Source organism: Micromonospora sp. DT4, from assembly GCF_049841675.1.
GTDB lineage: Bacteria > Actinomycetota > Actinomycetes > Mycobacteriales > Micromonosporaceae > Micromonospora.
This window is the reverse complement of the sequence record NZ_JBNCKT010000068.1, coordinates 23,240-32,019: the sequence shown is the minus strand read 5'-3', so window position 1 is coordinate 32,019 and position 8,780 is coordinate 23,240. Positions and strand designations below refer to the sequence as shown.

At 70.1% G+C, this 8,780-nt stretch carries 7 protein-coding genes; 1 reads left to right on the top strand and 6 read right to left on the bottom strand.

The features are described from left to right. Positions 1-196: 196 nt before the first annotated feature. Positions 197-1,666, top strand: a complete 1,470-nt coding sequence (locus tag ACLQ24_RS19215) for a tyrosine-type recombinase/integrase (RefSeq protein ID WP_425893098.1) — start codon at positions 197-199, stop codon at positions 1,664-1,666. A 416-nt stretch (positions 1,667-2,082) separates the two neighbouring features. On the opposite strand, the gene ACLQ24_RS19210 is transcribed toward ACLQ24_RS19215, so the two are convergent. From ACLQ24_RS19210 to ACLQ24_RS19185, 6 genes are all read right to left on the bottom strand, one after another. Next, complete coding sequence (locus ACLQ24_RS19210; RefSeq protein ID WP_425893097.1) at positions 2,083-2,961, bottom strand: hypothetical protein; 879 nt, start codon at positions 2,959-2,961, stop codon at positions 2,083-2,085. 86 nt (positions 2,962-3,047) lie between these two features. Then, positions 3,048-4,163 (bottom strand): tetratricopeptide repeat protein, encoded by a 1,116-nt coding sequence (locus tag ACLQ24_RS19205; RefSeq protein ID WP_425893096.1) that lies wholly within the window; start codon positions 4,161-4,163, stop codon positions 3,048-3,050. A gap of 287 nt (positions 4,164-4,450) precedes the next feature. After that, positions 4,451-5,119 carry a GNAT family N-acetyltransferase gene (locus tag ACLQ24_RS19200; protein WP_425893095.1) on the bottom strand — a complete coding sequence of 223 codons (669 nt, stop codon included), beginning with the start codon at positions 5,117-5,119 and terminating at the stop codon, positions 4,451-4,453. 43 nt (positions 5,120-5,162) lie between these two features. Beyond that, positions 5,163-5,846 carry a GOLPH3/VPS74 family protein gene (locus tag ACLQ24_RS19195; protein WP_425893094.1) on the bottom strand — a complete coding sequence of 228 codons (684 nt, stop codon included), beginning with the start codon at positions 5,844-5,846 and terminating at the stop codon, positions 5,163-5,165. A 14-nt stretch (positions 5,847-5,860) separates the two neighbouring features. Next, the gene (locus ACLQ24_RS19190) at positions 5,861-6,874 is read right to left on the bottom strand and encodes an acetamidase/formamidase family protein (RefSeq protein ID WP_425893093.1); all 1,014 of its coding nucleotides are present in this window, start codon (positions 6,872-6,874) and stop codon (positions 5,861-5,863) included. Further along, positions 6,871-8,277, bottom strand: a complete 1,407-nt coding sequence (locus ACLQ24_RS19185) for an APC family permease (protein ID WP_425893092.1) — start codon at positions 8,275-8,277, stop codon at positions 6,871-6,873. The genes ACLQ24_RS19190 and ACLQ24_RS19185 overlap by 4 nt, the downstream gene beginning before the upstream one ends. Positions 8,278-8,780: the final 503 nt, after the last annotated feature.

Genomic DNA, 8,780 nt, shown 5'->3' with positions numbered 1-8,780 from the left:
ATCTCACGCGAACCGGACAGGATCCCAGACTCCCCCAGCAGGGCGCATCTGACTTTCGCCCCTCACCGGCCCCAGCGGATGGACCACACACCGGACCTGGAACCGCGGCGACTTGATCGTGGCCGCCGGTCACGCGTGGATGTCGATCGACCAAACCGATGCCCCACCACCCAGACGAACGGGAGCACCACCACCGATGCCAGACGGAAGCATCTTCAAGCGCTGCGGCTGCCGCCACCCCGACACGGGCAAGCCACTGGGAAACGACTGCCCGAAACTACGCCGCGCGAACCGCGCCTGGAGCTCCGACCACGGCCACTGGGCCTACCAGCTCGAACTACCACCCACCGCCGACGGCGGGCGCCGGCAGCTACGCCGCTCCAGCTTTCCCAGCCGGCGTGCCGCCGCCGACGAACTCGACCACGCCCGCGACCTGCTCGCCCTCGCCGACGGTGACCGGCGCCGCCGTACCGAGATCGCCGACCTGCTGCAAACCGCCGTACGCGCCAAACGTCCCCTGCCCGAGGTTGACCGCATCCGACAGCGGCTGCGCGGCGACGGCGCGCTGGCCGACATGCCCACCGTCGCCGAGTACCTCACCGGATGGCTGACCCACCTCACGGTCGACGCGAACACGCAGCGTGGCTACGAATCGATCGCGCGGGTCCACTTGATCCCGCACCTGGGAGACATCCCGCTGGACAAACTGCGCACCACCCACATCCGCGCCATGTTCGCCGCCATCGAGCGCCGCAACGACGAGATCACCGCCGCGAAGGCGAGCAGCGACCCAGCCGTCCGCGCGTCCGTCACCGGCGTGCGACCCACTGGTGCCAGCACACGCCAGCGCATCCGCGCCTGTCTGCGCAAGGCGATCAACGACGCCCTCGCCGACGAACTCCTCGTCGGCGCCAACCCCGCCGCCCTGGTCAAGGTCCCCGCCGACCGGCCCCTACCGATCGTGTGGGAGGACGAGCGCGTACGGCGGTGGAAGGCCACCGGCGAGGTCCCCGGACCGGTGATGGTCTGGACCGACTCCCAGGTCGTGCAGTTCCTCGACTACGCCGCCGCACACGCCCCCGACCTGCACCCCATGTGGCACTACATGGCCTACCGCGGGCCCCGCCGCGGCGAGGCGTGCGGCCTGCGCGACAGCGAGGTGCGGCTGCACCGCCGCGAGACCACCATCAACAACCAGATCGCCACCCACGGCTACACCGCCGTGCAGAAACCACCGAAGAGCAGGGCCGGGAACCGCGACGTCGCCCTCGACACCGACACGACCAAGGTCCTCATCGCCTACAAGGCCCGCCGCGCCGCCTGGCAACTCGCCGCCGGCGACGCATGGCCCGACACCGGCCTGTTCTTCGTCCGCCCCGACGGGCAATCGTGGCACCCCAACGCCGTCACCCAACGGTTCCGCAAACTCGTCCGCAAAGCTGGTCTGCCTCCGATCCGGCTGCACGACCTGCGCCACAGCGCCGCCACCATCGCCCTCGACGCCGGCGTCGACATCAAGGTCGTCTCCGAGCAACTCGGCCACTCCACCACGACCCTGACCCGCGACACTTACCAGAGTGTCACCAAGCGGATGCACCGGGACGCCGCCGATGCCGTCGCCAAGAAGATCAACCGGAGGCGCCGCGGTCCGCGCCTCGCGGGGTGATACCACTATCGTCGCCGAGCTGTAGCAGGCCGCCCTCCTACGAGGCCTCGGTCGTTCCGGACGACGCTCGCGCCGTGAGAGGTGACGGCCAGTGGATGAGGCAGCGGGCAGCTTCGACGATGATCCCGACAATTTCAGGCAGCTCGGCCGGGGTAGCTGCGTAGGGTATGAGGTGCTTGCCGGGTGCGGGCTGCGACCGGGTACGCGCGTCTCGGAGATTGGGGCCCAGAGCAGGGCAGGTGACTGGGTCCCCTCATGGCCGCTGGCGCGTCGGCGCTAGCCGTGGAGATCGGTGGTCGGCTGGCGGCCCGGCGGCGAGCGAACCTGGCGGGCCACGACGTGACCGTCGTCGAGGGCGACGTCACCACCGTGCGGAGTCGATGCGCCCGTGTACGCCCTCGAGCGGACGGGGCAGCTCAGGGCCGCCCGCCAAGCGTTGCGGTGTCGGTGCCGGTGTGGCCGTGTTCGAGGATCAGCACGTAGGAGAACAAGCCCGCTTTCGCGCCGTGCACTCGTTCTTGGGCAGAGAGGATCTCGCCTGTGCGGGGGTGGACGATGAGCTGCGTCTGGGAGTTGTCGGCACTCACGGTGAAGCCGAGGCCAGTTCGTCCGGCGAGGTCAGTCTGCTCGCCCTGGTAGGAGATGGCCGGCACGTCTGCGAGGACTCCCAGTGCGGCTGCGCGCTGTTCCTGATTGAGGTACTGGCTGGTGGCGACGCCGATGACGCCTTGGACGAGCATGCGCGGGTACGCGGGCTCACCGGCCAGTTCGCGTGGGGCCAGCGCACCAGCAAGCTCGGCGATGTCGGTGGTCAGCGGTTCGGGAAGGTAGGGCTCGAGTTCGCCGCTGACGTATCGCGTCGTCTTCGTCCCGGCAGCGGCGAACTGGCGGCGCTCGTCAGGTGTCGGACGGTGGGCGAGGCCACGCACGTCGGGGAGCCGGCGCGTCACCTCGCGGCCGGAGTCGTCGGCGTCGCGGCGCCAGCGCTGTAGGTCCGAGCGGGTGATGACATCGGTGGCACGAGTCCAGGATTGGGTGTGGAGGTAGGTGTAGGGCAGGTCGATGGTGCGATCGGTGGGGGCGGCCGTGATGGTGCCGGCGAGCAGACGCAGGCGCTGCGGTGGGGTGAGGCCGGGCGCGGTCGCTACGAGTGCCGCGGATGGGGGCGCCGGAGGCGTCGTGGGGGCTGGCGTGGCCGGTGTCGGGCTGGCGGGTCCGGGTTGGCAGCCGGCGAGGAGGAGGCCAGCGATCAGTCCTGCCGACCATCGGCGCGTGGTGGGGGTGGTGCGGAGCAAGGTGTTTGGTGTCCTTTCGATGCGCATTTGTTTCGGGTGCGCCCAGGCCGGTTGTCCCGGTGGTGGGTGGTCAGGTGCGCGGCGGTCTAGCTGGCGCCGGGCGTGGCGGCCGTTGCGATGCGCGGGGGATGATCCGGCGGGCCGGTAGGTGTGGTGTGCATGCGGTACAGGGCGGCTGTCATGCGCGCGGTGGCGGGGTGGTGGGGATGGACACGGCGGTGGTCGGCGATGGTGCGGGCGAGGAGTTGCTGCGCCGGTTCCTGGCGGCCGTGTTGGTACAGGACGACGGCGAGGGTGGCTTGGGTGGCGAGGGTGGCTAGTGCGTAGGGTCCGTCGGCTTGGGTGTGGTGGCGGATGAGGTCGCTGTAGCAGTCGGCGGCGGCGGTGAGGTTCCCGGCGGCGCGGTGGGTGGCGGCCAGGACGCGCAGGGCGGCGCGGACTTCCGGGTTGGTGGGGTCTCGGAGGAGGTGGCGCAGGCTGCGGTGTCCCCACTGGGCCCAGGGGAGCGCGGCGGCTGGGTCGCCGCTGGTGAGGGTGAGGGTGGCCAGGAGCGCGGCGGCGCGGGCGGTCGCGGTGTCCAGGGCGAGCCTGCCGCTGGTGGGTTCGATGTGCAGGAGCCCGCTGTGCAGGACGTCGATGGCGCGCTCGGGCTTGTTGTCGGCGGCGTGGCGCTGGGCTAGGTGTAGACGCTGGGCCATGGCCATCATCGGGCCGGTGACCTGTAGGGAGATGGCTCTCCAGGTGATGTGCAGGTCTGTGCCGGTTGCGCCGACGGTGACGCGTTGGATCGGGCCGAGCGCGTAGGAGGCGGCCTGGGTCGTCTTGCCGGTTGGGACGAGGTGTGGGGTGCGGTGCAGGATTACTGCGGCGACGGCGTCGCGGATCTCGTCGGCCGGCACCGGTGTGCGCCCGCAGGACGGCGCGCACAGGTAGACCCTGCCGCTGGCGGGCAGCTGGATGAGGATCATGGATCGCGCGCAGGTGTGGCAGGCCAGGAGGCCGGGTGGCACGGGCGCGGCCTGCACGGCGCGGGCTCGCGAGACCCATTCCTCAACCGTCGCGGGCGAGAGGTGGTGGCTGCGGGCAACGTCCCGGGGCGCTTGGTGCAGGCCGTGGACGGCGGCTTGTTCGATGGTCGCGGCGACGACCTCGGTGACGAAGGCGGGTGTCCACGCGGGGATGGCTGTCGTCCGCGTCGGCATCGGCGTTCCTTCCTTGGGGTTCATGGTTGCGTTCAGGCGGTGGGAGAGCGCCGGGTTTGTGAAGTTCGTAATGACCCGCAGACGGCGCATGTGAGCGGAGGGTGTGGCCGGCGACGACAGTGGGGGGCTGTCGTCGCCGGCCACGGCGGTCGCCGCTGCCCTCCCTCTACGGGCGGGCGACCGGCTTGGACGCCCCGACGTGGGCCCGACGCAGAGGGTGGGCGATGACGCGGGGCGGCGACAGAGAGGGGCGGTGCTAGCCGGACCTGGCTACCGAAACCCAGGGCCTAGCGTTGGGCGTCGGACTGGGCGCGGGCCGCGGCGGTGACGGTTGGCGGCCTGGCGGTGTTCAGGGGCCATGAGCCGCGGTTCGGGTGAGGGTTGCGGCCCATCGGGGCGAGGACCGGCCCGTCGGGCAGGGTGAGCGCGGGTCTCGGGAGGTAGCCGTGCCCGCGGTACAGGTCCTGGCTGTCGGGCGCGATTTCGGTCCACGAGGGCATGTCGATGCGGTCGACGCGGCTTTCATGGTGGGTGAGCATCGCTTTGCCGATGCCGCGCCGCTGGGCGGCGGAAAGAACGGCGAGAACTGCCAGGTGGTAGTGAGGTTCGGTGGGTCGGACCTGGGTGAGTAGTTGATCGAGGAGTTCGAACTGCCGCGCGTGCGGGCCGGCGGCGTCGGCCAGTCTGCTGCGGTAGTTCGACGGTGGCGGGATGCTGCGGTAGCGGTGAAATCCCATCGCGGCGGCGCTCAGGTCGTCGGTGATCTGGATGTCGCCGAAGAACATGGCGTGTTCCACCCAGATCACCGCCACGTCGGTGAGGATCCGCCGCCGGCAGCTCTGGTCGGGCACCAGCCACTGGGCGAGGGGGCCGGGATGCAGGGCGTCGGCGATCAGCGCGGCGACCGATTCCTTGTCCGCCCACCGGGCGGCACGGATACGCGGAATGACGTCCATGGGATGCCTCCAAGGGCAGCGGATCGGGTGGGATGGTCCGGGCTCACCGGTAGGTGGCGGTGGCGAGGTCACCGACGGCGGCGTCGACCGCGGCGGTGATGTCGCGTACCTGCCGGTGGTGCTGCGCGGCGATGGTGCGCAGCTGCGCGGTGAGGGCGGCGGTGTCGTCGGCGAGGTACAGGTGGCCGGTGAGGCCGAGGGTCGCGACGAGGCCGCCGAGGGCGGCGGTGTGGTTGTCGGGCTGGTCACGGCCGGCGGCGATGTAGTGCAGCCGGGCGCGGGCGACGACCGGCCACTTGAGGTCCGTGGGCAGGTAGCGGTCGGTGCGGGCGAGCCCGCCGAGGCGGCGACGCACGTCGTGGCGCAGGATCCCGCCAGCGTGCAGGCCGGCGCGGGTGCGGTCGTACAGGTCGTCGGCGAACCCGCGCAGCCACCCCCGCAGCGGCGGGGCCGGATGGGCGTAGCGGATCGATGCCAGGGCGGTGTCGGCGATCAGATCACCGACCGGCCGGTCCAGGTGCAGCCAGAGACGGTGCTCCTCGCCCGATGGGGTGTCGTCCGTGGTGTCGAGAGCGATGCGACCGGCGAGGAACAGGTCGATGAGCACCGCACCCGCCAGGCCGAGGGCGAGGGCCTGGCGGTGGATGTGTGGCTGGCCGGTGTCGTCGTCGTGACCGAGCAGGAACAACTCGTCCCGCAACGGCAACTGGGGGATGGAGGAGGCCATGTGGATCCTGCCCTCTACCTCGGCCCGTCGGTGTGCTGCCGGAGGCGGGCGTGCACCCCGTCGTAGGCGGCTTGCGGCTGCGGAAGCAGCAGCTTGTCGACGGCGGCGAGGAGTGTGTAGTTCGGGTCGCAGACGTTGCCGATCGGCGCCCGTCCCGCCTGCGACACCAGCTGGTAGGCGTCGAGCTGCTCCAGGCCGGTGAGGTCACCCACCCAGCCGACCATGTCGCGGTGCGCGATCCGGTACGCGTCTTCCAGGGGACGGGCGCAGCCAACTGACATGATCGACATGTCGGTCTCCAGGCGGGGCCACACCGTCGCGACGCCCTTGATGACCTCGATGATCAGCGTGGTGGTGGTGGCTACCTCCACCCCGACGCCACAGGCCTCACCCTCGCCCTGGCGGGCGTGGCCGTCGCCGAGGGCGAGCATCGCCCCGTGAACGTTCACCCCCAGGTATAGGGTGGTACCGGCGCGCAGCTCCGGTGTGTCGAGGTTCCCGCCATGGCTGTCGGGCACGATGGTCGAACGCGCCTCGAAACCGCCCGGCGCCACCCCGATGGTGCCGATCATCGGGTCCAGCGGCAGGTCGACCGTGTGGTCGCTGTCGGTGGCGTGGAAACGGACCGTGCCGGCCTGCTGGTCGATGTCGTACACCCACACCCGCTCCTGGAGAGGCGGCTGCAGGGTCGCCGTGTGCGAGGTGGAGGTCAGTGCCCCGAAGTGCGGGAACGTCGAGGAGACTCCCCAGTCGCGGGCCGGAACGATCGAGGCGAGGTGGACAGCGAGGGTGTCGCCTGGCTCGGCGTCCTCGACGAAGAACGGCCCGGACACCGGGTTCAGGTACGGCATCCGGCATACCTGCGACGGCAGGTCCGCCGGGCTGCGGACGAGGCCGCCGAAGCAGTCCTCGGTTTGCACCTGCAGGATGTCGCCGGAGCGGATGTGGGCCACCGGCATCCGCCCGCCGAAGGTGTAGGCCAGCTCGTCGCGGGCGGGCCGGTAGGTGATCGTGTCCATGGCGGTCACACCCGTTCCACGTGGCGGGCCTGCGGCTGCGCGGGCGCCAGACCCGACAGGGCGGGCCGGCGGCCGGCCAGGTACAGGCCGGCGAGCACGACCATGCCGAGGACGAGCCAGGCCAGACCGAGACGCTGCGCGGCGATGTTCGCGTTGACCACCACGTAGGCGAGGATCACGAAACCGATACCGGGCATCACCAGGTGCGCCCACCAGTTGCCGCTGCGCTGGCGGATGAGGTGGTGCACGACGACGGAGACGTGCAGGACCAGGAACGCGACCATCGCCCCGAAATTGATCAGCGACGACAGCAGCGTGATCCCGTCCGCCCGGGACGCCATGTACAGGCCCAGCGCGAGGGACACGACGCCGGTGAGCAGGGTCGCGTTGATCGGCACGTTGCGGCGGATCGACACCTTCGCCAAGAAGGCGGGCAGTTGCCGGTCCCGGGCCATCGCGTACAGCAGCCGGGACGTGGCGACCTGCGCGACCATCGAGTTCGGCAGGCCCCACGCGATCGCGGTCGCGACCGCGCACAACGTTGCCAGCCAACCTCCGCCAGCCACCTGCGCGGCGTCGTAGAAGGCGGTGCCGTTCGGATCCCCGTCACTGAGCAGCGAGGCCGGCTCGGGGACGAGCATCGCGGCCAGCCAAGTCTGGGCGATGAACAGCACGCCGGCCAGGATCAGGACGGCGGCCATGGCGCGGCCGATCTGGCGGGAACCGCCCTTGGTCTCCTCGGCCAGCATGCTGATCCCGTCGAAGCCGAGGAAGGACAGCACCGCGATCGACACGGCGCCCGCGACGAGCGACCAGGTGAACGTGTCGGAGTTGTAGAAGGCGTCCCAGCTGAACCGGCCCCTGCCCGTTGCGAGGGCCCAACCGGCGACAACGAGGAAGATCGCCAGGACGATCAGCTCGCCGACGAGCATCACCCGGGTCACCATCGCGGTCATCCGGATCCCCACCGAGTTGACGACCGTGTTGACCGCGACGAACCCGAGCAGCCACAACCACACCGGCACGGCCGGCACGGTGGCGTGCATCGCCACCGACGCCACCAGGTACAGCAGTCCCGGCACGAGCACGTAGTCGAGCAGGATCACCCAGCCGGCCAGGAAACCTACCGGCGCGCTGATGCCCCGGCCGGCGTAGTTGTAGACACTGCCCGACATGGGGAACGCCTTCACCATCTGCGCGTACGAGAACGCGGTGAACACCAATGCCACCACACCGACCGCGTACGCCAGGGCCACCATCCCGCCGGAACCGGCGTACACGCTGCCGAAGATCGCCATCGGCGCGATCGGCACCATATAAACGAGGCCGTACGCGACCAGGTCCCGGAACCGCAGCCTCCGGGCCAACTCCTGTCGGTAGCCGTATCGCGCTAGGTCATTCTGTTCGTACATCAGAGCGCCTCCGGGATGGGGTGTAGAGAGGTTGGGTAGATCTGGCCGCAGGCAGGGTCGTTCGACCTCTGCTCAGCCACGATCTATCGCCTGCGGGTATCGGGGCACGTCGTCAGACACCAGCCGGAAGAGTTCTGGCGCGTGCATCCGCCTACATTCACAGCGTTCCTGCTGGCGCATCAGCCCTCGGTGAGGGTTCATGGTGGACCCGCACCCGAGCCAGGTGGTATGTCTCTGTCCTTGACGGACAGACACCAAAGATCAGCGCTGCAGTGACAGGGGAACCTTCGTCCGTCGATCGACGCGTACGCTACGTAGCATGTACGGAACGCTGGGGAGGTAAGCCGTGGCTGTCTCGCGACGGCATGACGAGAGCTGGTGGCGGCAGGCCACCTTCGAAGGTCGCCCGATCGCGTCCGCTCTCCGGAACCATGACATCTCGCTGCTGTTCCGGTTCCTTCGCTCCCAGGGCTACTCCCGATCGCATCTCGCAGGGTGCACAG